This is a genomic window from Neotamlana sedimentorum (genome assembly GCF_000943565.1).
In the GTDB taxonomy this organism is placed as follows: Bacteria; Bacteroidota; Bacteroidia; order Flavobacteriales; family Flavobacteriaceae; genus Neotamlana; species Neotamlana sedimentorum.
The window spans coordinates 552992-577960 of sequence record NZ_JTDW01000001.1 but is presented as its reverse complement, the minus strand read 5'-3'; the positions used below and the strand labels follow the sequence as shown (position 1 = coordinate 577960).

Sequence of the window (24969 nt, the reverse complement as noted above, 5' to 3'; positions counted from 1 at the left end):
TCAGGTTATATAAAAAGCGCATTAAAATAAATTTTAATGCGCTTTTTAATTATTTATAATCGAAATTTAAAGCTTTTATTATTTCTGAATTAAAGTTATTTCCTCTCCTTTCTTTGTATCAACGTCATATAAATAAGAAGGCTTTAACGCTATTTGTTCAATATTAGTAGCATTTGTTAATAACGGATTTTTAATTTTAGGAACTTGATAAAATGAGTTTGTATTTACACCTGTTGCCTCAACTAATAGGTTACTTCTTTCAAGTTGTAATTCGTTATAAGAACGAATACGCAACTTCCCTCCCAATGTAGACTTGATTACCGCTTTTACAACTTTTCCATTTTCCCAAACTAATTCCGAAACTTCAAAACCACCTCTAGCTCGTAAACCAGTTACTTTACCATCTTTCCAAACATCTGGTAAGGCCGGAATTAAATGCACTGCCCCATTATGACTTTGCACCAACATTTCGGTTAAACCTGAAGTAAAACCAAAATTCCCATCAATTTGAAATGGTGGATGCGCATCGAGCATATTAGCATAAGTACCACCTCCTTTTGGAGAACCTGGACGGCCTACTAATTTTATTTGATCGCCCATAAGTTTATACGCATGATTGCCATCTAACAAACGTGCCCAAAGATTAATTTTCCAGTTCATAGACCATCCTGTTGATGGATCGCCTCGTTGAATTAAAGTGTTTTCGGCCGCTTTAAACAATTCTGGATTTCTATAAGGTGAAATTTGATTTGATGGATACAAACCATACAAATGCGAAACGTGACGGTGTTTATCTTCAGGATCGTCTAAATCTTTTAACCACTCTTGCAATTGGTTGTATTTACCAACTTGCATGGGTGGTAATTTTGCTAAAGCTGCTTCCATTTCTTTTATTAAACCGGCATCAACATTTAATAATTGGGCTGCTAAAATGGTTTTAGTAAGCATATCGAACACCAATTGATTATCCATAGTGGTTCCGGCTTCAATATTAACACCTTTACTTCTACCTTTTGGACCATGTTCTGGCGAAATTGAAGGCGTAACAATTAACCAACCATTTGTTGGTTCTGGTGTTAATACGCTTAAGCAAAATTGTGAAGCGCCTTTCATGGCTGGATAAACCGATTTTAAATATTCTAAATCGCCATTAAACATAAATTTTTCCCAAGCATGTTGAGTTAACCAAGTACCTCCGGTTGGCCACATGCCCCAAGTAGCACCATCTACAGGACCACAAATACGCCATAAATCGGTGTTGTGGTGTGTAACCCAACCTTCGGCGCCGTACATTACTTTTGCCGTTTCTTGTCCGGCTACCGATAAATCTTTTACCATTTCAATTAATGGCTCATGCATTTCGGTTAAATTGGTGACTTCGGCTGGCCAATAATTCATTTCGGTATTAATATTTACCGTGTAGGCACTTTTCCAAGGTGGTGTTAAATCTTTATTCCATAACCCTTGAAGGTTTGCAGGCTGCCCTCCTGGTTGCGACGAAGAAATTAATAAGTATCTTCCATATTGAAAATATAAGGCTGCCAATTCTGGATCGAATCCGTCTTTAAATTCTTTTATCCTAACATCGGTTGGAAGTTTAGCAGCTTCAGAAGTACCTAAATTTAAAGACACACGATTGAAGTATTCTTGATAGAAATTTGTGTGTGATTCTAGCAGGTTTTCGTACGATTTCTTTTCCGCAAAAGCGATATAATCTGAAGCCTTTTTATGTGCATCGCCGCTTACGTCTTGATAGTTTATAAAATTGGTTGCAATAGACAAATAAATAAGTACGCTATTAGCTTTTGAAACTTCAAGCGTGTTGTTTTTAGCCTCGACACGCCCGCCTTTAGTTACTATTTTAATGCGAGAATCGAATTCTACTTCGCCTTTTATAGCTTCTGTTTCTTTTGGTAAACGTTTGTTTTTATTATTGCTTCCAAAACCGGTCATTACCAAAACATTGTTGTTTTCTGTAAAATGTTCAACTTTCGCAGGTTCAGGTCTATCCATTGAAGCTGTAAAACTGATACTTTTCTTTTTGTTTGCTGTTAGTTTAATAACGATAACATTATCGGTAAACGAGGTGAAAATTTCTCTCGAATAATCGACACCATTAGCCGTATAAGTGGTTTTATTAACGGCGTTTTCTATATTTAATTCGCGGTAATAGTTAGTGTAATTGTCTTGATTTTTAAAGTTAAGGCGTAAATTCCCTACCGTTTCGTAAGGCATACCGTGAGAGGTTTTCGATAAGAATTTGTCGTTTGCTAATCGATGTGCCTCGTCGTACTTTTCTTGAAAGAGCAAGCTTTGAACGTCTTTTAACGCATCTTTTGCATCTGGATTATCGTTTCTATGCGGTCCTCCAGCCCAAAGCGTTAACTCGTTTAACTGAATATTTTCGTTTACCGGATTACCAAAAACCATGGCTCCTAAACGGCCGTTTCCTATAGGTAAGGCTTCGTTCCAGTTGGCGGCTGGAGCATCGTACCAAAGTTTTAAATTTTTAGATTGTGAATAACTGGTTGTTGTAATCATTACCGAAAAAACAATCAGTATTTTAAAAGCGCTTTGCATGCTCTATTAAGTTTAGTTAAATTATATCTTACTTGTTTTTGGGCAGCAAGAAAACCCATTAAACCTTCGAATTAAATCCCAATATATTTTTAAATTATGGAAAACAGGTTCAAAATATTTCATTAATCAATTTTATAAATACCGACTAACGAGCAAATTATAAATGAGACAAGATAAAATCTGTAGCGTAATTGTTTAATTCATCAATAGATGGCGAAAGGTTTTTACCATGAAAACTATGCGCTGCTCCTTTTATGGTAAGCAGCTCTACATTGGCTTGTTTTTGCTTAGCAACTTCAAGCATGTAGGTTGAGTTTTTTATTGGCAACACATCGTCTTGGTCGCCATGTAATAGTAAAATTGGTGGTGTTTTTTTACTTAAATACTCTGTTGGACTTAACAATTTCGCTAACTCTGGTTTTTCTTCAATTGGTGCACCTAAAAGGCGAACAAATAATTTACCATCTTCGAAAATAGAACCCGGTCTAATATCTGGATTTACGCAAGAGGTAAACGGAAAATAAGACGCAATACACTTAAATTTCGGTTTAATTCCTTGCAATTCTGTATCGCCTAAAAAATCGGAATCATGTCCTAAAGCTGTTAGCAAACTTAAATGCCCACCAGCAGAACCGCCCCAAACACCATAATGTTTTTTGCTTAATTTATATTGCTTTGCATGTTTTATTAAAAAACGGGCGGCATCTTTGGCGTCGACAACCGCATCGTAAGCAGTAGTTTTTCCTTTTGCTAATCGGTATTCTATGGTTGCACAAACAACGCCATTATCTAGCAAACCACGAAGTGTTCCTAAAAAGGCCTTTTTTAATATATTGTATTGGCTTCCTCCTGCCCAACCACCACCGTGAACATGCAGCATCCAAGGGTTTTTCTTTTGTAACTTATCGTTTTCTGGGTAAAAAATGGTCATTTTTAACGTTTTTCCATCAACGGTTTTATAGGTTACAACCTCTTTGTTTGGAAATGTATTTAAAAGGTCCTGCTCGTCTGGTTTTTGCGCGTTAGTTACCAACGAAAAACTAAATATTATAATTAAAATGATATTAAACTTCATGATGCTTTTTATTGAATTTGAATATATCTTAAATCTCCTGCTTCAAAATTTACAGTCTTATTATTGAATTTAATTTTAACCGGGATTTCGTTATGTAACCACAGCTTACCTTCAGTAAATTTTAAAACAACATTTCCTGTTTTTTGTGCAAAAATTGAATAATCTTTAGCTTTAACTGCTTTACCATTGCCAACAAAAACTACCCAATCGCCATTTGTTTCGTTAGCAACTAAAGTATAGGTTGCATCGGTTTCAATAGATTTATATTTATTTTTTTTATGATTTGCAGAAGAAAAAACCAAATCTTCGCGACCCGATTTATGACTAATATTTAAACCTACAAACTCGGTATTTCCATGCTCATCATTAAAACTAGAAATAGCTTTTATGCTTTTTCCTTTCGATGCTGTAAATGGCTCGAAAACCGACACAAATGGCGCTTCCCATGCAGCACCGTGTTGTCTGGCGGTAAATGTTAAATAAGGCTGATTGCTAACATCGTATGGCAAACCATGATTTCCTTTAAAGGCCTTATTTGGCGGCGACTTTATTGAAAACACCTCACGACCTTCGTAACCTTTCATCCATAAATTCATAAATACATCGTCTTCGCCTTCTGGCATATCTATTTGCCATTGTGCTTGGTAATCCTCGTTAACTTTTGCAGATTTTTTGTCCCACATATAATCTAAGGCATATAAATGGCCTCCAGCGAACCCCATTTCGTCTGTTGGTTCAAGCTTCAAATTATCGCCTTTAGCATTCATTACTTGCATGGTTTGCCCTAAATTATGATAGTAGTAATCGTGAAACTTATCGCCTTCCCGCTGTTTTTTCGACCTAAAAACATCGATATAATAACCAGTTTCTTCACCAGTTTTTACAATACTAACTAATCGGGTTTGATCGCTTCGCGTTTCAGGCTCTAAAAAATAAACATTGGAATACGAAATATCTCCAAAATAGCCTGCTTTCTGCTCAGATTTTGGATATTCACCCATTAAATCGAAAGCATGATAACTTAACATTTCGGTGTACGATGAAACGCCATCGACCATAACCGTATTATGTGCCGGAAACTGCGAATAATATTCTAAATAAATGGGTTGTAAATAACCTGCACCTTTACCAGGATCGGCACCTTGCACGAAACCTTTTCCGTATAATTCCATATTAATACCATTGGCGTGCATGTGATTTCCTAACGAAGCATTGAGCGAAACCATCATGCCATGTTTACCCGTACCATTTCGTTGTACATGCCAACTCACATTTGGCGCGTAAAAGGTTTGCGTCATATAATCAGACACATTTCCTGTTTTAAATTTAGGATTTAAAACCACTGGTTTACTAGCAAAAAACGAACTGATGTCTGATTTGGGTTTTGATGCTTTTTTAACCTCATTGTGTTTCGCGAACAAAAGATACATTTCGGTGAATTCTTTTTCTAAATCTTTATCTCCGTTTTTTTGCGCTGTACGAATCATATCGCTTATAGCTTCCGTTTTTAAATCGGTATAATTACTATCGCCAAAAGCAATGGTTTGCCCATTTGGAAATACATATTGTGGTAAAACTTTAACCGCTTTTTCCATAACCGGCATGTATGGTAATAAATTATGATTAAACGTGTTATCGAAATCGTTTATAAAATGCGTTAAATCTTTAGTAACACCAAAGGAATAGCCTGGACATTCGGCCCATACGCCGTTGTTATAATCGTAACCATAATCCATAAACTTGGTTAACGACCATTGTCGTGCCGAAGTTTCGTTCAAGATATAGTTGATGTAATATTCACGTCCTTTTTTATCTTCGTAATTATTATTATCCTGTAAAACCATAGCGGCTTTTAAAATGATTTTAGCCTGATGCAAATTCCAGTTATTTTGAGGTACGCCGTTTTTTATAATTTGATCGTTCCATTTTTTTATGGTAGCATCATAAATTTCAATTTTTTCAGGATGATTTTTTTCAATGTATTGATGCAAAAAATCGTAAACTTCTGAAGCAGAAATTAAAGTACTTTCATGTATTACTTGAAAACACTCCATACCAACCAAGGTTTGAATATGGCCGTTTAGCAAATCTTTAGGTGCATTTCGATAATACATTCCCAACATATAAGTATCGAAAATATCGAAAGCGAATTTTGCAAATTTCTCATCGTTTTCTAACCACGATAAAAAAGCAGCATCGCGCGCATACCCCATAAGTTTTTGGTTATGCCTGTGAATAATTCCTCCAGTTTTAGATTGCTCTACCCATTCTAAAGGCTTACCAGGCTTGGTTTTATTGCGTAAATATAGCCCGCGATCGTCGTCCATATACGGCATAATATCTTCTAAACTTGGCATGGCGTGATTTGTGGTATAATCTCGCGAGCCTGTAAACCTAACGGTAGGCACCGGAGCTTCACCATCGGCATGCGAATAATAAATACCGTTAACGTACACATTGGTTGCTTTAGTTTTCCAGTACATCATTAACCTAGATGGCATCCATTCTGGATCGGTTTCATGACGTTTTACATAAGCATCAATTTTATTATGAATGCCTTTGAGCACATCGCTTGCCCATGCTTCTTTTTTTATGGTTTTTTGTAATCCCTCTTTTTCCGATTGCGAGATATACATTCTTGGGTAACCTGGTTCTAAATCTGTAGGTAATGGAATAGTTTTTTGCTGCGCTCCTAAAACATGAGCTGTAGCAACAACCAATATTATTACAATTCGTTTAATCATTAGTAGTTTATTTATAAATGTTGGTTAAATTTTTTCGACATAAATGTAATAGGCTGGATGCACACGATTTTGTGCATCGATAAGTTGTGCTTCCATATCGTATTTTCCTGCAGGAACATAACCAGTAAAAGTAACCTCTTCTTGATTTTTTTCAATTTTATGTTCACCTTGTATGTTCGCGACATATAAAAAGGCTTCGGTAAAATCATTTTTCTTGCTCGCAGGCATGGTTCTATCAAACTCAATGCTTTTCTCAACCGCTGGAAATACTGCATTAATTGGTAATTTGCTTTCTCTAGGAAAACGTCTTAATGCTATTTTATATTCGCCATCTTCAACAAATTCTATTTTCCAGCGTCCGGTTGCTTGGGCTGCTGTAACTGCGCCATATTGATGCCACATGTGGCCAAATTTACCAGTTAGCATATCGTGAGAAGAAATACGACTTGGGTTTTCTTTAGGCGATCCAACTTTTATATAAGCGTATCTTTCATTTGGATTTTCAGACATGATAGATTGCCACCATTTTTCGTAGCCTTCTTTTAAGCGCATTGTTACTTCGGGATGTTTATTTATAACGTTATGTTCTTGACCCAAATCGGTATTGATATCATACAACTCTGTACCGTTAACTAATCGCCAGTTATTATCCATTACGGTGTAGGCTTTATATTTTATTAGATTTTGCTTTCTTTGGGTGTCCATATATAAAATACGATTCTCCCAATCTTGATTTTCGTTATATAAAAGCGGCTTTAAGCTTTTCCCGTCTAGTGGTTTTACCGGATTGAAATTTAAATCGAGTAAATCTACAAAGGTTGGAAGCAAATCGTAATGCGCTACCAAATTATCAATATCCTTACCGCCAGTAAGCTTTCCATTTGGCCAACGCACATAAAGTGGCACACGATGACCACCATCGTAAACACTACCTTTACCCCCTTTTAATCCTGCATTATATACTTTTCTACCTGCAGCAGTTCCATTATCGGTTGTAAAAATTACAATGGTATTATCATCAATATTTAATTCTTTCAACTTGTTTTCTAAAGCTTTAAAATTTTCATCAATATTGGTTATCATGCCATAAAAACGCTTGGTACGTTCGGGTATGTTTTTATTTTTTTTATACAGATCTATATATTTTTCATCGACATTATAAGGTGCATGCGGCGCATTGGTTGATATATAGCAGAAAAATGGTCTATCCTTATTAGTTCCGATAAATTTTATAGCTTCATTAAAAAACACATCTGTGCAATAGCCTTTATATTTTTCGGTTTTACCGTTGTGCCAATAAGTATCATCAAAATAGTCGTTACCCCAATAATCTGGCCCTTGAGTAATACCACCTCCACCATGACGAACAACTTCGGAAAACCCGCGATCTTCTGGCCTGTACGGATAATTATCGCCTAAATGCCACTTCCCAAACATCCCGTTAACATAACCGTTTTGAGCCAATATTTGTGGTAATATAACCTCATCTTCAAATAATAGGGAACGCCCAGTTATGGTATGAAACACGTTAACTCTGTTGGTGTGCCGACCTGTCATTATGGAACCTCGCGTAGGCGCACAGGTAGTGGATACATGATAATTATTAAATCGAACTGCATCCGAATAAAACTTATCGATATTAGGTGTTTTTATAAATGGATTTCCTTCACAGCCTAAATCGCCTTTACCTTGATCGTCGGTAATAACAAATACGATGTTTGGTGGTCTTTTTTGTGCTTTGTCTTGAGCCCAAATTGAATTTGACAAAAGACAAGTAAAAGTTATAAATAGGATACCAAAATTTAGTTTACTTAACATGTTTTATTGAATTAAAATTTACAGCGCAACAGAAGTTACACCTTGCCTTACATTGGTTTTCCAATCACTTAATCTTTGCTTTAAAGCTTCCACTTTATCTGGATTTTCGGAGGCGACATTTTTGGTTTCAGATAAATCTGTTTCAAGATTATATAGTTCATAAACTATGCCATCATCATTCGGAATTTCAAGAAGTTTCCAAGCGCCGTTTCTAATTGTAGAGCGTCCTTTAAAACTCCAAAACACATCGCGATTTGGCAAACTTTCAGCTTTTAATAAATGATTTTTAATACTTATACCGTCTAAATTTCCGATAGTAGTTGATGCCTCTGAGAAATCGACAAAAGTTGGAAGTAAATCCATAGTTAAAACAGTTTCATTACTTACAGAACCGGCTTTTATTTTTTTAGGATAGCGAACAATTGCGGGCACACGATGTCCACCTTCGTAAATGGATGTTTTTGCAGCTCTTAAGCCACCGCTATCACCACGTTTTCCAGCAGGACCATTATCTGAACAAAAAACGACAATTGTGTTTTCGTTTAATCCTTCGGCATCAAGGGTTTTCATTATATTGCCAATACCTTCGTCCATAAGTTCAATCATTTCAGTATAAATAATTGGCACGCTATCTTTAGGTACTTTTCTAATAAATTTACCACTGCCTTCTTTTCGTAATGGCTTATCATTTCTACCTTGAATAGGATAATGTGGCGCTTCTTGTGCTAAGTATAAAAAGAAAGGTTTTCCTGTTTTTTTAGAGTTATTTTCTTTTATAAATTTTGAAGCATATTTTGTAATTAAATCTGTGGTGTAACCTGGCTCGTCTTCAACTTTATTGTTAACCCACCAATCGAGATAACCCGCTTGATCGATATGCGAATGGTAATCGATGTTTCCGCTAACAAATCCTCGAAAATCATCGAAACCTTGATAAATAGGATTATAAGGTTCGGCATAACCTAAATGCCATTTTCCATACATGGCCGTGGTGTATCCTTGGTTTTTTAAAGCTTCTGCCATGGTAAGCTCGTTTAAACTCAAGCCAACTTCGCGATGATCGGCCGCTGTAATAACGCCTTCAACACCGGTTCGTTGCTGGTATTTGCCTGTCATTAACGCAGCTCTTGTTGGGCTACAAACGGGTCCGTTAGCATGAAAATCTAAAAACTTAACACCTTGTGATGCTAATTTATCTAGATTAGGTGTTTTAACCTTTGGGCTACCGTAGCAGGATAATTCGCCGTAACCCAAATCGTCGGCCATAATTAAAATGATGTTAGGTTTTATAGATTCAGTAACAACTTTTGTGGTTTGATTTTTTGAATCTTTACAGGAAATTACTAATAATAAAATGGCTCCTATTGGTGTAAAATATTTCACCTTATTTTTATAATTCATTGTGTTAGGTTAGGATATTATAATTGAAACAATATTAGAAATTATGAAATTAGTTTTATATAAACCATGTGTCGCGCCTTATAAATTATAACCCATTTATACGGCTAGGTTATTTCATAAAAAAACTTCAGTTTTATTTAAAAACTGAAGTCTTAAAAGTAATAAAGGGATTAAAAATTACTGTTTAATTATTTTTTGAACAAACTCGTTATTACCCGATTTTAGTTTTACAACATAAATACCAGAGGTAAATTCACTTAAGTTAATTTTAAAATTATTATAAAAACGTTGATTAATAATTTGTTGCCCCTGCATATTATAAACAGAAACTTCTGTAAGCGTTTTATGGCTTGTTTTTATGTTTACAACATCTTTTGCTGGATTAGGATAAAGCGAAATGAAATTATTAAATAAAATAGTTTTAGAACTTAAAGTGGTTTCGGTAAAAGAAAACCTAGTATAAGAACCAGAACTACTGGTAGACACCACATCGACAAGGGTATCAAAGCCTCTTAAACGCCTATTGTTTTTATTTGTAATATGAAATAGCACACCTTCATATAAATCTAAACGCCATTTTGCCGAATCGTCGGTATAAGTATCAGGTTGCATAATTGTAACCGCAGTATTATCTGCAGAAATTCTGGGCTTAGTGTCGCCTCCTATACAATCGATATAATAATAACCAGATTCACCTTGAACAGGAGTAAATTTCCATTGTGCAGTTACGTTTGTTTCTGTTTCGGCTAACATTATAAGTTCGTGACCGCCATTTGCTCCTAATCGTGCATTCCATCGTGGGTTATTAATTAAATAAATGGCACTTGGGTTTGGAAATGGTACAGCCTCACCACAGTTTACCATAGTATTACCAGAGCCATCATCTGTAATTTCACCACAAGATTCTCCCGACACATGAGTACTCATATCACTTAAACTTACGGGGATATCTGTTAAATTATTAAAGGTTAAATTAGATGCCGTTAACGGGTTTTGACTCGATGTAACGCCTAATAAACGCACATTATTTTTTTCACCACCAACTTGAATTCTTAAATTAGAATCTGGATCTCCGCCTTCAAGCGTTATATTATGCCCGCTGCCTCCTATATAGGCTAAAGTTCCGCTACCATTATAATGATTGGTTGTTGGCAAAACGGTAATATGCGCTGTTGTATTAGAATCGCTAGAATATGCAAAAGTTAAAAGTGGCCCATATTGAGCATCGCCACTACTATTAGAAATGGTTCCACTTCCTATTGAAAACCCTTGTTCGCACCCTAAGAGCGTTACACCATCTACCCTTTTAGTTCCTGTAGCGTGTGCGAGGGTTACTCCTGTTCTTGCATTTTTAACTGTACAATTTAAAATTGTTGGATTATCTGTGCCGCGCTCAATTTCTACGCCGTCAATATAGGTTGTTCCTGCATTATAGGCTCTTATTCCTCCTTCTTGCAGGCTCATCATATATCCAGCAGGAAGCCTGTAACCCCAAACCGTTTGAAAATCTACATTATCGGCAGGTGAACCCGTACCTTCTTCTAACAACATATCGTCTGTACTTCGCATTTCTCCTTCTATATAGCAGCCTTCAATAGTAGGATAACTTGCGGCTTGCATAAATACAATATGCCCATACGATCGGGAAATAATATTACAATCTTTTAAATGATTTCTTAATCCTCGAATTAAAACACCTGAATGTTTACGATGCCCTATTACCGAACCGCCGCCTTTACCAAAAGCATCACCATAACCGTAAGGGTAAGAACCTCGAATAGTTAAATTAAATCCTTCAATTTTATTATCACGTCCATCCATAACGATAGATTGCGCTCTACTTGATGGAGCGGTAGTACCTATATCTTCGAGCGTAAGATTTTTTAGTGTATTATTATTTCCTAAAATTTGTATTTCGTTTACATCTACTTTTCCAAATGCTGTTAAAACATCCGTATTTATGTTAATAGTAACATCTGTAAAATCGAAAACATTATTAGAACCTTCAAAGAGAAATAGTGGATTGGAAAAAGTTCCTGCAGTCACATCGGAAGTTTCAATATTATAAGTTCCAGGAGCTAACTTAACATCAACATTATCTTGATTTAAATATGGCAATAAATCTTCTAGAGAACTTACTGTTACTGTCTGTGCTTGTATTTTTGTTATAAACATGGTTAAAATAGCTATAAAAACTATTTTAGTTGTGGTGTAGTTTTTTTTCATAATTAGTTGGTATTAGGTTAAAATTGCTGAACAATTAAACCTTTTATTTAGTTTATTGATTTTCTATAATATTTCTCACATCTGTTGGAGCAGTTTTTTGTTTTCCGGTAAGTAAATACACTATCATACCTGCATCAGATGGATCGAATTCGCCTTTTTTTACACAGGTTAATTGACGTTGGTACAACCAATTTAATTGTTTTTTATGCTGTTTCGATTTTTTATTTAGAGTAGAGGTTTTAATCCAATCGTATTTTTCTTTTGCTGCTTTTAAACCTTCATAATCCTTTCCTCCATTTTGATCTAGGATTCTATCGCAAATTAACCCATAAGGCTCAAATTTTGTTCGTATTTTATTCCATGTCCAACCCGAATGTTCTTCCCAATTATACGGTTTATCGGAATGTTGATTATTCCAATTAGAATGCGATATTATTCTAACAAATTTTAAGGCTTCAGGATTTGATGCATTAATTGCTCTACCTACAACTTCCATTGGACCAGCTGCGATTATTGTTAACGGATTCCCTTTATGAGAGATGTTTATTTGCTGACTAATAGCCTGCACTGCCTCTTCGGGTTTTTTAACGGCCTCGATAAACTTTGTAGATTTAAATTTATAGATTTTTTTTCCCTTTAAAGCACTAATTCGCATTTGCTTTGCCCCATCACTTTTGTCATGATTACTGCCCCAAATATGATCGCTAAAAGTATAAACCGTTAGGTTTTCTTGTAAGTTTTTTGCGGCCAGTAACGCTAAAGATAACGGTGTTGCAGCCCAATCGTCGTGATCGTGTTCGTTCCCATCTGAACTAATAACAATTCTACCATTAGAATAAGGAATAGATTGAGCAAAACCTATCGAACCTACAACAAGCATGCAAAATATGGCTAAAAACGCCTGTTTATACGTTGTAAATTTAATTTGTTTTAACATATATTACTGGAATTACTATTGGAACAATATTAAAGCAATTTGTAGTTTTCAATAATAAATCATTAACCTTCATTTATAAATTATAGCTCTTTTGTCTGGATATGCATGATTACATCTAGTTAAAAAACAAAAAAAAGCCTCACAAAAACGAATCTGTAAGGCCACGAATAAAATATTATAAACTTATTTATTTAGCAGAGGTTGTCCGCTTATATAGCCAAGTCTAATTAAAAATAAATCGGTTTGATACATGGTTTCGTTAAAAAAAGTATCGTTGCTATTTTTTCTAAAGAAACTACCATTAAAAAAGCCGTGGCCTTGATTTTTATAAGCGAGTAATTTTGAATCGTTTTTAGCCTTTTTCATTAACTTATTAAAACGTTTTGCATTTTCAAAGGGCACTGTTTTATCTTCTTTACCATGAAACAACAACATGGGAGGCGCGTTTTTTTTAACTTGATGGCAAGGTGAAATTTCGGTTTCTCTGCCCGCTACTTTTTTAGCTCCGTAGCCATTTTCGGTAGTATCGAAGACCGGATTATAACCAATTACCGCATTTGGGATAGAACTAATGTTAAGATTTTCATCTGGATTATCGAGTCCCTCAATTAACGCAGTACAAATAGCCAAATGCCCTCCTGCAGAACCACCTGCCGCTACAACTTTATTGGGATCAATTTCTAAAATAGGTGCAAACTCGCGCACTTTACGAATGGCAGATTTTGCATCTTCAACCGCATCAAATGGTGTGGTGCCGTGTACATTTTTTACTCGATACTCGGCCGAAATAGCTAACATACCTCTTGAGGCTAAATAGTCACTTTGTTGATAAAACTGCTTCGGATTTCCGCCTGCCCAACCTCCACCAAAGAAAAACACAATGGCTGCGGTTGGCGTTTTTGTGATTTTCGACTCAAAAACATGTAAATAAAGACTATCGTTATTTACAACCTTATATAATATTTTTTTTGTTGGCTGATACTCTTGCGATTGCATTTTAGCAAACATCAAAACACATCCTAACATTAAAAAGAAGCCTTTTTTTAATTTCATAATTAATCAAATTAAGTTGTTTGCAATATAATTATTATTACAACTATTCCCTTTTATTAATAGGATAAAACTTGATCATCTTTTAATAACTGTTCTTTTAAAACTTGGTAATCGACATCATGAATATTAACGTTTTTGTTAAGCGCTAAAGCAGCTAATGTACCTGTGCTTTGCCCTAAAATCATAAATACCGGTTCCATTCTAATAGAGCCAAAAGCGATGTGAGAACTCGACACGGCCAACGGCACAATAAGATTTTTACATTCTTCCTTTTTTGGTAAAATAGTTCCTAAATGAATTTGATATGGATGCTCTGGCTCTATTCCTAAATCGCCTTCGTTTTGTACAAACCCTTCTTTAGTAATATAACGCTGAACGTTATGGGAATCCATTGCGTAAGATCCCATTCCTATGGGTTTATCTACTTTTTTACGGCCAAGAATTTCGTTATCTGTCATAACATATTCGCCCAACATGCGTCTGGCTTCGCGTACATAAATTTGATATGGCCAATGGTTATTATCTACAAACTCATCTTTCGCCAATCCCCATTTTTTAATCTTTTTTCTTAAATGTTCTGGCACACTTTCGTCGTTACCCCAAAACCATAAAAGTCCTTTATGGTAGTTAATATGTTCTTCTAAAATTTGTTTACGTTTTTCGTACGAAGCTTCTGAGTAGTCGTAATTCATTCCAATATTATCCGAGCTAAACGGCCCCACATTGTTTACATCTCTTTTTTTGTTTGGTATTTTACCACCACCAAACATAGCATGTCTTCCTGCTTTAAATACACGTCTTAACAATTCGTATTGGGCAGGATCGTAGTTTTTAGGTTTTTCGAAAGGCACCACATTACCTTCGGCATTAGTAGTGCATAATCGGTAATTATAAGCCTGTACTCCTTTATCGCCTGCGCCTTGCGCTCCAGGTGGTTTTGTAGAAATTCTTGGAAGCACACCACTTGTGGAGTCACCCGGAATGATATACGGACTAATATTTAACTCTCCAAAATTATGACTGTGGTGAAATATTCCTTTTTGTACCCCATTCCATTGTTCGCCATAAACACTATTTGCTTCTCGACCAACATGATAATTTACACCTGCTGCAGCCATTAAATCACCTTCGTAAGTGCCATCGACAAAAATTTTAGCTTTATATGTTTCGCGACTTAACATAGTAATAGAAACTATGCTTCCATTTACTACTTGTACACCATTTTCTCTATCGAGCCATTTATCGCGAATTACTTTAATTTGGTTATCTTTTACCATGCTTTCGAAGATTTCTTCGGCTACATGAGGCTCAAAAGTCCACATGGTTTTTAGTTTATCATCTATCGCTGTTGTTCCTTGCCCTTCGTTACCATACTCTGCTCTAGGTTGCCAATTCCAAGCTTCATTGTTTTGATAATGCTTATAAACAGCTTGATAAAATTCTTTTGAAATGCCACCAATTACTTCTTTATTTCCTAAATCGGTAAACCCTAATCCACTGGACGACAACCCACCAATATGTGTTTCTGGACAAACAATTATAACCGACTTATTCATGCGTTTTAGCTGAACTGCTGTAGTTATAGCAGCCGAAGTACCGCCATAAATCACCACGTCAGCATCATACTCTGGTTCTGTATTTTGGCATCCTGTTACTAAAATTAATAATTGAAAAAAAACAATTTTACTGATGTGTTTTAAGGTGGTAGACATAGTTTTGATAAAATAAATTCTTATTACCCCAATAGTAAAGCTATTTTTTAAAAAACATTATAAACTATAACTCATTAAATATAAATCATGTTCGAAACCAGAACAACTTGATTATAAAAGATATCTTCTAATTATTCTTTTAGAAGCTTATTTAAAAAGCTCGGATAATTTTTTCCCTTAGCATTGCCTCTGGTGATAGAATCTCCAAAACAAATTATTTTATTATTGCCATCTATTAAGTTATGCTCACTTAAAAACTGAAACACGTTTTGCGCTATAAATTGATACCCAAAAGCGGTTGGATGGACGCCATCTTTTTTACCACTATTTTTCTCGTTTTTTATAAAAACATCTTGATTATGTTTTGGTAAGTTTAATGCCTTAAATTCAGCATTTAAATCGTAAAAAAACACCTGATGCTTTTTTGCTAAGTTTTTCACAATTTCTCCTGCTTTATTTAATTTAGTATTAGGCTTCTCACTAAACAAACTTTTTTCATGACGCATAAAAAGATAGTCGTTATCTGCTGGTATTGGGTTTATAAGAACTATTTGACTTCCAGTGGATTTTATTTTTTCGATTATCGTATTTAAATTATTTTGATAGACTTTATAATCTACCATTTTTTTAGAGTTTAACATATCGTTTGTGCCAACCATTAAAAGCACTAAATCTGGTTTGTTTGCTAAAACATCATTATCAATTCGGTTTAATAAATCGATTGTATTATTACCGCCAACCCCTGCATTTATTACGCTACTTTGTGCTTCGGAATTGGTAACCGTACAATTAAGAGTTAAATCGTTCATTTTTACTGGCATTCCCGTATAATTAAATAATGTAATATTTTTTGCGCCTGCAAAAGCTCCTTGTGGCGCTTCTGGTTTTCGCCATTTGTGAACATCGTCCCAAAACGACTCACCAAAAACAATTGGTGATTTAATACTTCGTTTTTTGTTTTGATAATTACGAATGGTGATTTGATGTCCCGAGCCATTAATTTCTGCCAATCGATGTACTTTATAATTACTTACAGTATCCATTAATTCTAAATCAACTTCACAATTTTGCACATTATTACCAACAAAAGTAATTAGTGGCCCATACAAAGCATCTCCTTTTGAATTTTTTATAACGCCATTTGTGCCCACAGAAAACCCTTTTTCCTGACATCCAATAGCAGTGGAACCAATAACTTTAGTTGGTGGTAAATTGGCACTTAAATCGAAGCCAGAACGCATATTTTTAACGGTGCAATTAATTACTGTAACGCCTTGTGTTCTCCTATGATTTAAACCTCCATAAGGATAAGTTCTTATGCCATCCTCGGACAATGATTTAATTTCGTTAGGCAAAATTTTTCCTGGTGGATAATCGCTTTTAAACCCTACATTAAATGCTGGACCAGAGGTTTCGGCTAACATTTCGTTTGTTGGTCGCATTTTACCTTCCACATAACAATCTTTCAACAGCGTATTTACAGCGCCTTGCATAAAAATACCATGTCCAAAAGCATGTGAAACTACTTTACACCCTAACAACTTTGTATTTATACCTTCCACTAATAACACCGAATGTTTTTGGGTTTTAACTAAAGCCGTTCCGCCTTTACCCAATAAATGCCCATAACCATAAGGATAAGAACCTCGCACAAACAAATCGGCATTTTTTATAACATTATCGTCGCCCATTATGCGTAACATTTGCACGCGATTTGCAGGTACAACATCGTCGAAATCTTTTCCTTTTAATCCTTCAATGTAATTATTATTTCCGCTAACTAAAAACTCGCTAAACTCACTTTTACCATAGTTTTCATGTAATTTCCCATCAATATTTATAGTAACGCCCGTTAAAAAGTACTTACTATTATTTCCTGAAAAATGAATAAGTGAACCTATTTTAAATTCGTCTTTCTTTTTGCTATTTTCACCATATTTAAAGACACTTAATTGCCCTATTTTAATAGAATTAATTATGTATTCGCCAGGTTTCATTTTCACCAACACATTACTTTTCATGGCGAATTTGGCAAGTTTTTCAATTGAATTAATATAGATGGTGTCCTGCGGCTTCATGTTTTTTGCTTCTACTGTAACCGCAAGGCAAAAAAATATGATGCAATAAATTATTTTATACATTGATTAATTAATTAATTTAGATTAAAAAAGGCTTCATTTAAGTAAAATGTTTTGTTTGCTTTTAAACTCAACTTTATCCTAGAGTCATTATATCTTATAATTACATTTTGAGTGTTTTTTGAAATTAAACTCGCCTTAACTAGCTTATTATTTTCCCAAATAATTTCGACAGTAACATTCCCTCTCGCTTTTATTCCATTAATGTTTCCCGATTCCCAAGCATCGGGTAAGGCAGGTAATAAGTGAATTTCGTTATTTTGACTTTGTAATAACATTTCTGCAACTCCAGCTGTATAACCAAAATTACCATCGATTTGAAATGGCGGATGTGCATCGAATAAATTGGCATATAAACCACCATGTTTGTCGTTTTCACTAACAAAAGTAAATAGGTTATTAATTATTTTATAGGCATGATTACCATCTTGCATTCTAGCCCAAAAATTAATTTTCCAGCCCATACTCCAACCTGTGGCTAAATCGCCTCTCAAATTCAAGGTTTTATTTACGGCATTAAACAAGTCTTTATCCTTATCGGTAATTTGATTTCCCGGATGAAAGCCATACAAATGCGATAAATGCCTATGGTTTACATCTACTTCATTATAATCTTGTTGCCATTCTTGAAGTTTACCTCGACTTCCTATTTTATAGGGCAATAAATTAGCGTATATGTCTTCTATTATTTTTCTAAAATCGGCATCTAAGTTTAAAATTTTCGAAGCCTGAATCACATTATTAAAACACTCTTTAATAATAGCCATATCCATCGTTGGCCCCTCGCTTATTACCGTTGTTTTATTGGTATTATATTTAAAACTATTTTCTGGAGATGTTCCTACCGGAGTAACCCAATAACCATCCTTGTTTTTAACTAACCAATCTACAAAAAACTGCGCAGCACCTTTTAAAACTAGATATGCTTCATGCTTTAAAAAATCTTGATCTTGGGTAAACAAATAATGCTCCCATAAATGATCTGTTAACCAACCTGCTCCAACAGGCCAATACGAGTACATTACAGCATTATCTGTAGGATAGCTAGGTCGCCAAATATCGGTATTATGGTGTACTACCCAACCCAACTTACCATACATGTTTTTAGCCGTTTCTTTACCTGTAATTGCTAATTCTTTTACCAATCTAAAAAAGGGCTCGTGACATTCTGGTAGGTTGGTAACTTCTGCAGGCCAATAATTCATTTGCGCGTTAATATTCATGGTATAGGCCGAGTTCCACGATGGAATACGTTGGTAATTCCAAATTCCTTGTAAATTTAAAGGTTGACCACCTTTGCGAGACCCCGAAATCATTAAATACCTACCGTATTGAAACAACAAGGCGTTTAAATCTACATCGGTATTGGTATGGTATTGTTTTAAACGCTGGTTAGTATACAAGGTTTTAATATGCTCTCCTTTTTTGTTTTTTAAGTTGAATTGAACACGGTTAAATAACGACTGGTAATCGTTTTGATGGGCTGTTTTAATGGCTTCGAAACTTTTATTTTTAAGCTTAGAAACAATCGCCTCATTTATTTTGGCAGGGTTTTTCCCTTCTTTGCTAGGGCTTTTATCAAAGCCATTAAAACTGGTTGCCAGAGATAACAGCAATACGACTTCGTTGGCGTTTGTGATTGTAATTCCTTTTTTTGAAACTGAAACTTTCCCATTTATAGTCTTAACTTTCAATCGGCCTTCAAAAAACATACCTTTACCATCTACTTCATCACCATATAAAATTTGTTTAGCAAAGGGTTTTCTACTTCCATCTTCATTAAAAATTTCGGGGTATTTATATTGATCGCCATTGCGTTCAACATTTTCTAAAGTTCTGCGTAATACAAATCCAGGAGCTTGCCCTTTCATTACAAGATCACCTGACACCGTATTGATTTCTACAGGGTGAACAGACTCTAAAAAAGCTGTAAATGAAATAGCTTCTTTTTTATTTGAAGTGATGCGAATAGCAATAACATCATCTAGATAACTAGCCAAAATTTCCCGCTTAAAAACAGCTTTAGAAGTTTCGTAATTTACTGTTAATAATGCATTTTTAATATCTAAGCTTCTTTTATAATTTAAAATTGTGTCGGCTTGAAACTGTAAACGTAAATCACCAAAAGGCTGATAACTTTGGTGCAATCTTCCCAACCAATTTTTTGTCATTATTTTTTCGGCTTCGGCATATTTTCCGTCATTTATAAGCTGTTTTACTTTTTTGTAGGTTGGTTTAATATCGACACCTTTATAAGTAGATGTTGGTTCGCCCGAATACAAGGTATTTTCATTTAGCTGTAAATGTTCCTTCAAGGGGTTGCCATACACCATAGCTCCTAATCGCCCGTTACCAACAGGTAAAGCCTCGGTCCAGATACCAGCTGGTTTATTATAATTTAACTGTAAGGATTCTTGCGATTGAGTTTTAAAAGATAAAAGCAAAACAGTTATAAAAAACAGACAGCTATACAATTTATTCATTTTGTTTTTCTGTTTTAGCATATTCTAAAATAGGTGCTTCTAATAATGGTTTACGAGGTTTTCCTAATTTCACTCCAAAATAATTAACTTCGTTTTTTGGGTGTTCAACCGAATTCAACACAAATTTCTTATTGTTTTTTGAAGGTGTAAGTATTATTGTTTCTCCTTGTTTTAAATCAACTTTAAACTCGCCATTTGCAATTTTTTTAACCGAAATATTATTTTTAGAAAACGCATGTTCCCAGTTGGGTACTTTTACTACACAAGGTTTTCCTGCCAAACTTTTTATTTTCACCCAATCTACATTTCCGGCTGTCATTGAGGCGCTCACCTCAAACCCTCCTTGTGCTAATAAATCGTTAAAAGCCACCTCTTTCCATTGGTTAGGAATGGCTGGAAAAATTCTAATCTTATCGCCCCAACTTTGTAAGCTATACTCCATAATAGCTGCGGCTCCACTTAATGGAGTTTCTATTACAGGGTTAGAGCCTTCCATATAAAACGTATTGGTTAAAAAATGAGCACGACCAATATTGGCCGATAAAAAATCTTGCATAACATTTACCGCCTCATTTCCCATGCCCATAGCAGCATACAACGAGGATGCACCTGTAAAAGAATACCCAGCTAAAGCTTTACCATTTTCTATATTATGCCAATGTAATACAGATTTTACGACCAATTCTTTGTCTTTTGGATTGTCGGGATCTAATTGAAATAACGGATATAATGCCAATAAATGCGAATAATGCCTGTGCGATAAATCGACAGGTTGGTCGCTACCAATCATTAATCCGTTTTCATCAACTGGGTATGGTATTAAATCGTTTAATATTTGTTGCCAATGTTGTATTTTATCTTGATTCTGATTACTTTTTTTACTTGAATCCACCAATGCGTTAAGTAACCAACGTAAAATAGCTAAATTGTAATTGGTGTTTTTAAAACTTTTAAAGCCTTTGTATTCTGGCGACCCCATTGGTTTTAGCTCTAATTTCCCTTCGGCATTACGCTCTAATTTCTTTTCGTAAGCTTCGGCAATCCTTATAGCTTTGGGTATCCATTTTTTAACTATTGATGCTTGATCGCCCTGATAATCGAAATACAACCAATAATTATGCAATGCCCAACCATAATCGCCAAGACTTTTACCTGTTTTATTTCGCATAATCCATTCAAAATTATCATCAATTAGTTTAATGTAATTAATAGCAATATCTTGATGGTTACTAGTATTAAACGGCCAATATGTAAGCTGTACATTTAAATTCCACCATAACCCTGGCCATGAGGTATTTTTAAAGAATGGCCCCATTAAATCTAGCGCAGGACCATCGGCGCGAGAGCATGCTGCCATTTTATACAACTGAATCCAGTAAAACGATTCCATACGTGTATCTGGAAAACTTAAAAATGATTTTTGAAAATAATTATGCCACCAATTTCTATGCGATTTTTCTAAATTTTTAATTCCTAAATTTTGGGCCTTCTTAACATGGTTTAGAGCAGTTTCTGCTGAAGCATTTTCGGTAGGAATTTTATTTTCTGTGGAAATGTAAAGTGTGTTTTTTCTGCCTTTTTTTGAAATTTGATTAGTCCAAACAGTGGCATAATCGCCTCCTGCTTCTAATTTTTGAATACAATACTGATACCCATTTTCTGTTTTAATTTCGGGTTCGAAAGGATTCATTTTATATTCATCTTTATACCTTTCGAACATTTGAAGGACTCTTGGGCATGAGGCGTTACCGGGCATCCATTCCCAAACAAAATTAACATTTTCACCATTTTTTAATTCGGTTGAAACCGTTTCGATAACTTGAACATTATCATTATATGGTGTAAAAGCTCTAAAAGTAATTTCTCCCAAATCTGTAATTATGGTACCTCGAATTTCGGCATTCCATAAATCTTGACGTAGTTTTGCTATTTTAATTTTTCCAACAGGTCTTAATACCATTTTACCGATATCTAATCGCGAAAAATCTAATAAGTTTGCCCCATCTACGCCTCGCGATGTTTTTTTACTTGGGGCTTTTCTATGATCGGTTACGTCTTGTCTTCCCACATGAAAATTAAAACGATTTTCGTCTAATTTTGCATAAAGCATCATTCCTAATTGACCATTACCAATAAAGGCACCTTCTGCCCATTGTTGTGGAATATCTTCCCAAACCAAATCGTGCTGCCCCATAAATTCCGGCCAGTTAATTTGGGATTTAATTTGACTAAATAAAGTCGTACTAAATAAGAATAGTAAAAGTGAGAAATGGTTAATTAAATATTTCATTTTTAATTTTTATGAAATAAATAACGCCAAAATGAAACTAAAACTCTAATAATTATAGCCCAATCCTTAAAAACTATCGCTCATTTTACCCTTATAATAAAACTTTATTTTATTCTTCTATAAGTTCTTGAAGCAGACTTTTAAGTTCAACTACTTTTTCTGGGTTATTACGTGCCACATTTAAAGTTTCACTAGCATCAATGGAATGATTGTACAGCTCTACCTCCCCATCTGTATGTTCTACAAACCTGTAGTCTTTTGTTCTTAATGTAATTGCATTCCCGTTATAAGCTACGGCAGCTTTTTTTTGTCGGGTTTTAGCATTTATTAATAGCACTAACGATTCACCGTTAGAGAGCTCTGGGTTTGGCAATGTGCATAATTCAGTAAGTGTTGGAAAAATGTCTACCGTTTCAACAATAGTATTAGCTTTAGTAATACTTGTTTTTAATGAAGGATCATAAATTATTAATGGCGATTTTAAAGATTCTTCGAACAAGCTATGTTTACCCCAAATACCATGTTCGCCTAAATGCCAACCATGATCGCCCCAAAGCACAACAATGGTGTTTTTATCGGCACCGGTTTCTTTTAGTTTATTTAAAATATCGCCCACATGCTTATCTGCATAACTTACACAAGCGGCGTAGTATTTTTTAAGTTTCATAGCATAATCAAAATCTGTCCTTGGGTCTTTTCCGTGATGGTTATAAGCCATGAATTCTCCCGATTTATGCCATGTAGTTTTTCCCTTTGGCTTTTCAGGATGATTAATTTTTGGTATGGAAACACCTTCGTATAAATCGAGATATTTTTTTGGCATTCCAAAAGGCAAATGTGGTTTTATTAAGCCAATGGCTAGGAAAAAAGGCGCTTCATTTTTTGCTAATTTTTCTAATTGCTTTAAGCCTTCTTCTACAATTAAACCATCGGGATAACTCGAATCTACACCATTAAAAGCTTCCATAACCTCGCGATGATCAGGCGTTCTTGCTTGTCCGTTTGCCAAACCATGCATAGCGCCTCTAGGTGTTTGCCAATCGCCAACCGGCATTATATATTTTGTCCATGCATTTGGAATTTCTATAATGGAATCGTTATCCCAATTAGCACCACCTCTTCCTCCTGGATGATGTGAAATTTTCCCCACAGAAACCGTTGTATACCCATTGGTTTTAAAATATTCTGGCATTGTAGGCGGTAAACTAAGCGGATTTTCGGCGTAAGCTTTTGCTCTAAGAAACAATGCTTGATTATTATTTTTTCTGTACTGAAGCCCAAATTGTCCAGTAAGTAACGAATATCTAGAAGGACCACAACTTGGAGCATTAACAAAATGATTGGTAAAAGCGACGCCTTTTGAAGCTAAAGCGTCAATATTTGGCGATTTTATATATGATGCCCCAAAGCAGTTTAACTCTGGTCGTAAATCGTCAATACAAATAAGGAGCACATTTTTTGAAGCTTGATTTTTATCGCTTTCAAACTGCTGCTTACATGAAGATAATAGAATTATTAATAGTAATAATTTAAGTCTCACTTTACTCCCTGATTAACGTTTTAATTTATATTATTTAATGCCTGTAAAACCAATGTTTCCATAACAGCATACCCCTTTACATTAGGATGTACCGTGTCTCTTCCATAGACTTCAATTAAACCATTTTCATTATTTACCATTTTAGTATAATAATCTAAATACACCAAATTATTCGCTTTGGCATAAGTTTGAATTAAACGGTTTAAATTATTTATTTTTTCTACAGGTTTAATAGACGGACTCCACGAATAACTGCTTACTGGTAAAACTGATGCTAACACAACTTTTATGTTATAAACTTTAGCCAATTCTGCCATAGAAAAAATATTATCGGCAATTTGCTCAATACTTATAGGGCCTTTATTACCAGCAATATCGTTGGTTCCTGCATGTATTACAACAATCTTTGGTTTTAAATTAATAACATCTTGTTTAAACCTTAATAGCATTTGCGATGTAGTTTGCCCACTTATGCCACGACCAATAAAATTATTTTCCTGAAAAAATTCTGGGTGAAACTGCACCCATTTTTCGGTTATAGAATTACCCATAAAAACCACCATATTTTCTTTTTTCGAGGCTTCTAATAAGACTTTATTGGCATTCCTATATTTTTTTAAATTGGCCCAATCTTCATTTGGCATGAGTTGAATTTTTATAATAGAATCGGTTTTTTTCTCTGGAAGAAAAAGGGTTAATTCATCATTAACAAGCTTTATTTTAATTTTAGTTGAAGGATCAGACAGAAATGATGCTTTTCTAGGCTTAATTCTTCTATCTATAACCAACTTATTACTTGCTGGCCATTTCGATACGTGAGCGTATAAAAACCCATTTTCTGAAGTGTATTTCCCCCATTGGGGATCAAAATAGGCATCATCTTGTGCAAACACTAAACTTACAAACAATATCGCTGTAACAAATACACTTACCTTTTTATATTTTTTCATTTTATAAAGTTGTTTATACATT

14 protein-coding genes are annotated in these 24969 nt (G+C 34.8%); all 14 read right to left on the bottom strand.

The features are described from left to right. Positions 1–78: 78 nt before the first annotated feature. On the bottom strand, positions 79–2580 hold the full coding sequence (locus PW52_RS02245; RefSeq protein ID WP_044631252.1) for a glycoside hydrolase family 95 protein: 2502 nt from the start codon (positions 2578–2580) through the stop codon (positions 79–81). A 157-nt stretch (positions 2581–2737) separates the two neighbouring features. Further along, on the bottom strand, positions 2738–3655 hold the full coding sequence (locus PW52_RS02240) for a prolyl oligopeptidase family serine peptidase (RefSeq protein ID WP_117584348.1): 918 nt from the start codon (positions 3653–3655) through the stop codon (positions 2738–2740). 8 nt (positions 3656–3663) lie between these two features. Beyond that, positions 3664–6399 (bottom strand): hypothetical protein, encoded by a 2736-nt coding sequence (locus PW52_RS02235; protein ID WP_052823339.1) that lies wholly within the window; start codon positions 6397–6399, stop codon positions 3664–3666. Between the two features lie 24 nt (positions 6400–6423). After that, positions 6424–8166 (bottom strand): arylsulfatase, encoded by a 1743-nt coding sequence (locus PW52_RS02230; protein WP_044631322.1) that lies wholly within the window; start codon positions 8164–8166, stop codon positions 6424–6426. Between the two features lie 69 nt (positions 8167–8235). Continuing rightward, entirely contained in the window at positions 8236–9618 is a 1383-nt protein-coding gene (locus PW52_RS02225) for a sulfatase-like hydrolase/transferase (protein ID WP_052823337.1), read from the bottom strand. A gap of 177 nt (positions 9619–9795) precedes the next feature. After that, positions 9796–11844, bottom strand: a complete 2049-nt coding sequence (locus PW52_RS02220) for a T9SS type A sorting domain-containing protein (RefSeq protein WP_044631250.1) — start codon at positions 11842–11844, stop codon at positions 9796–9798. A 52-nt stretch (positions 11845–11896) separates the two neighbouring features. Next, positions 11897–12781 carry a hypothetical protein gene (locus PW52_RS02215; RefSeq protein ID WP_044631249.1) on the bottom strand — a complete coding sequence of 295 codons (885 nt, stop codon included), beginning with the start codon at positions 12779–12781 and terminating at the stop codon, positions 11897–11899. A 183-nt stretch (positions 12782–12964) separates the two neighbouring features. Continuing rightward, positions 12965–13834: an alpha/beta hydrolase gene (locus tag PW52_RS02210; RefSeq protein WP_205618113.1), complete on the bottom strand. Its 870-nt coding sequence runs from the start codon at positions 13832–13834 to the stop codon at positions 12965–12967. A 56-nt stretch (positions 13835–13890) separates the two neighbouring features. After that, positions 13891–15546, bottom strand: coding sequence for an FAD-dependent oxidoreductase (locus PW52_RS02205; RefSeq protein ID WP_044631248.1), 1656 nt, complete (start codon positions 15544–15546; stop codon positions 13891–13893). Between the two features lie 131 nt (positions 15547–15677). Next, positions 15678–17624 carry an SGNH/GDSL hydrolase family protein gene (locus PW52_RS17000; protein ID WP_052823336.1) on the bottom strand — a complete coding sequence of 649 codons (1947 nt, stop codon included), beginning with the start codon at positions 17622–17624 and terminating at the stop codon, positions 15678–15680. Between the two features lie 74 nt (positions 17625–17698). Beyond that, positions 17699–20167, bottom strand: a complete 2469-nt coding sequence (locus tag PW52_RS02195; RefSeq protein ID WP_082050820.1) for a glycoside hydrolase family 95 protein — start codon at positions 20165–20167, stop codon at positions 17699–17701. Then, a complete protein-coding gene (locus tag PW52_RS02190; protein WP_131453963.1) occupies positions 20160–22457 on the bottom strand; it encodes a glycosyl hydrolase family 95 catalytic domain-containing protein in 2298 nt (765 codons plus the stop codon). The genes PW52_RS02195 and PW52_RS02190 overlap by 8 nt, the downstream gene beginning before the upstream one ends. Positions 22458–22566: 109 nt before the next feature. Continuing rightward, complete coding sequence (locus PW52_RS02185; RefSeq protein ID WP_044631246.1) at positions 22567–23997, bottom strand: sulfatase; 1431 nt, start codon at positions 23995–23997, stop codon at positions 22567–22569. Between the two features lie 20 nt (positions 23998–24017). Beyond that, positions 24018–24947: a GDSL-type esterase/lipase family protein gene (locus PW52_RS02180; RefSeq protein ID WP_240475135.1), complete on the bottom strand. Its 930-nt coding sequence runs from the start codon at positions 24945–24947 to the stop codon at positions 24018–24020. Positions 24948–24969: the final 22 nt, after the last annotated feature.

What these genes read in the sequence shown, in the direction of transcription:
- PW52_RS02245 (WP_044631252.1), bottom strand. Translation starts at nt 2,580, where the DNA reads ATGCAAAGCGCTTTTAAAATACTGATTGTTTTTTCGGTAATGATTACA.
- PW52_RS02240 (WP_117584348.1), bottom strand. Translation starts at nt 3,655, where the DNA reads ATGAAGTTTAATATCATTTTAATTATAATATTTAGTTTTTCGTTGGTA.
- PW52_RS02235 (WP_052823339.1), bottom strand. Translation starts at nt 6,399, where the DNA reads ATGATTAAACGAATTGTAATAATATTGGTTGTTGCTACAGCTCATGTT.
- PW52_RS02225 (WP_052823337.1), bottom strand. Translation starts at nt 9,618, where the DNA reads ATGAATTATAAAAATAAGGTGAAATATTTTACACCAATAGGAGCCATT.
- PW52_RS02220 (WP_044631250.1), bottom strand. Translation starts at nt 11,844, where the DNA reads ATGAAAAAAAACTACACCACAACTAAAATAGTTTTTATAGCTATTTTA.
- PW52_RS02215 (WP_044631249.1), bottom strand. Translation starts at nt 12,781, where the DNA reads ATGTTAAAACAAATTAAATTTACAACGTATAAACAGGCGTTTTTAGCC.
- PW52_RS02210 (WP_205618113.1), bottom strand. Translation starts at nt 13,834, where the DNA reads ATGAAATTAAAAAAAGGCTTCTTTTTAATGTTAGGATGTGTTTTGATG.
- PW52_RS02205 (WP_044631248.1), bottom strand. Translation starts at nt 15,546, where the DNA reads ATGTCTACCACCTTAAAACACATCAGTAAAATTGTTTTTTTTCAATTA.
- PW52_RS17000 (WP_052823336.1), bottom strand. Translation starts at nt 17,624, where the DNA reads ATGAAGCCGCAGGACACCATCTATATTAATTCAATTGAAAAACTTGCC.
- PW52_RS02195 (WP_082050820.1), bottom strand. Translation starts at nt 20,167, where the DNA reads ATGAATAAATTGTATAGCTGTCTGTTTTTTATAACTGTTTTGCTTTTA.
- PW52_RS02190 (WP_131453963.1), bottom strand. Translation starts at nt 22,457, where the DNA reads ATGAAATATTTAATTAACCATTTCTCACTTTTACTATTCTTATTTAGT.
- PW52_RS02180 (WP_240475135.1), bottom strand. Translation starts at nt 24,947, where the DNA reads ATGAAAAAATATAAAAAGGTAAGTGTATTTGTTACAGCGATATTGTTT.